This is a genomic window from Actinospineispora spinosispora DSM 44797 (assembly GCF_000429025.1).
In the GTDB taxonomy this organism is placed as follows: Bacteria; Actinomycetota; Actinomycetes; order Mycobacteriales; family Pseudonocardiaceae; genus Pseudonocardia; species Pseudonocardia spinosispora.
Window position 1 is genome coordinate 1 of the sequence record NZ_AUBB01000081.1, and the last position, 2,208, is coordinate 2,208.

A 2,208-nucleotide genomic window follows, 5' to 3' on the forward strand; every position below is an offset into this window, starting at 1 on the left:
CGGTCCGGTCCCCGGCACCGTCGGGCTCATCGCCTTCGCCGTACGCGGCGGGATCAACCTGGCCAAGGCCCGATTCCCGAACCTCCCGACCTGGGTGACCACGACACTCACCGTGCTGGTGGCCGTGAGCTGGGCCGCGAACCTGGTCATCCACCTACCGGCCATGTTCCTCGCGCCGGACGTGCTGACCGCCGTCGTCAACGGGCTGTTCGCTGCCGCGGACATCCTGTTCCTGACCGGGGCGCTGCCGCTGGCGACCAACGCACTGTTCGGGACGCCACTGCCGGACAACCAGTTCACCCGCGCGGCCGGGCACCTGTCCTTCCCGACGATCACCGTTGCGGTTGCGCTCCTGGGCCTGCAGCTCGGGTTCATCACCGGCCCCTGGGCCGCCGTGATCCCGATCGCCACCCTGGGCGCGGCGTTCGGCTACCTGACCCAGAACAAGCTTGCCGGCACCGCGCTCGGGGCGAAGATCGCCACGAACCGCTACGCCAAGCCGCTGCTGACCGCGTGGACGTGGTGGGCCGGTACTCGGGTGCTGAGGTTCCTGCCGGTTCCGGCGCCGGCGACGGTCGCAGCGCTGTCGTTGGCCGGGTACGGGTTGCTGCGGTTGTGGACCGAGCACTTCGCCGCGGCGGTTCCGACGACGGTCGGGTTGGTTGTGTCCGCGGTCGGTTTGTGGGCGATCAACTCGCGGGGTCCGACCGCTCGGGTGGTGGGCCGGGTGGCTGTGGTCGTGGTGGCGACCGCGGTGTTCTGGGTGTTGCTCGCGGCGACGGCGCATGCCGCGGTGCTGGGTGCGTCCGGTTCGAACGGGTCCGGCCTGTGGGCGTTGGTGACCGGGCCTGCCACCCACACAGTCGCCCTGGTAGTGGCCGCCACCGGCGCCGCCGTCCAGGTGATCAGCGCGCTGCGCTCGTGGATCCAGCTGCGCGGCCCGCCCGCGCTGGAGTGGCTGCGCAGCGCGGCCGGGAACCGGTCGGTCATCGCCCGGCGAGTCCTCGGCGCCGTGGTGGCGACACTCGCCACGGTCACGCTCAGTCTGGGCGCCCTGCTCGGGTTCATGGCCGACGCCTCGACCGCCCACGCCTCCCCGGCGACCTCGAAGCAGGACAGGGCCGTCTCGGTCCAGGAAACGCCCAGGACCGTGCTGGTGGTCCGTACCGACCCGACGACCGGTCAGGTCGAGTTCACCGCGGCCCCGACGGACCGGGCGATCACGGTGGCTCGCGGTCTGGGCTACAAGGACGAGGACTTCGGCGACTTCAACCGCGTCAACGGCCATCGGTTCACCGGGCCGGACCAGTACATCGGTGGCGACCCGGTGAAGGCCCCGATCGGCTGGAACGGGATCTGGATCGTGCAGCCGGGCGACTCGTACTGGCGCATCTTCTACGAGCGGTTCCACGACCTGGCAGGCTTCCGCGCCGAGATCAAGGGCAAGTCGAACCCGGACCACCTCGACGAGCACGCCGAGGTGCGGGCGACGAACCCGCCGCCGTCGACCACCGAACCGAACCCGAGCGAGACACCTCACCCGGGGCAGACCCCGACGCCGTCACCGAGCACGTCGCCGTCACCCAGCGCCTCGCCGAGTGCACCCCCCAGCTCGTCGACGGCCACCGCCCCGCCGGGCGGCGGCGGGTCGGGCACGACGCCGTGGGTGTGGCTGCTCGGGCTCGGCGGCGGTGTGCTCGGCGCTGTCGCGGCGTTCGTCGGCTGGCGTAACCGGCAGGCCATCGGTGACGCGCTCGGCAGGCTCTTCACCACCCGATCCGGCGGACTCACCGGCGGTGTACCGAGCGCGTCGACCACGACGGGCCCGCGCATCGTCGCGGTGCTCGGTACCGGGATCGCCGGCGCGGTGCTGCTCGCCGGAGGCGGCCCGGTGAGCACCGTGATCGGGGCATTGCTCGCCACGGCCGCGGTCGTGATCGTGGGCCGCTCGGTGTGGTCACCGATCCGGATTCGGGCGCCGACCTGGCTCACCGCCCTGGGCAAGAGACTCGTGGCACCGTTCCTGACCGGCTCCACGACCCGGGCGGCCCTGCACACCGCGGGCACGTGGTTGGTGAGCCGAACCGGGCTGGTGTCGGCCGGCACCGCGCTCGTGTTCGGGGCGGCGGTGGTGGGTGCGGTGATCTGGCCGGTGGCGTTGCCGGCGATCGCGGCGATGGTGGCGTTCCAGGTGCGGGGGACGTTGAA

The 2,208-nt window shown here is 72.2% G+C and carries 1 pseudogene; it reads left to right on the forward strand.

The features are described 5' to 3' along the window. Positions 1-2,208 (forward strand): annotated as a pseudogene (locus G406_RS57885) (hypothetical protein); the annotation flags it as partial.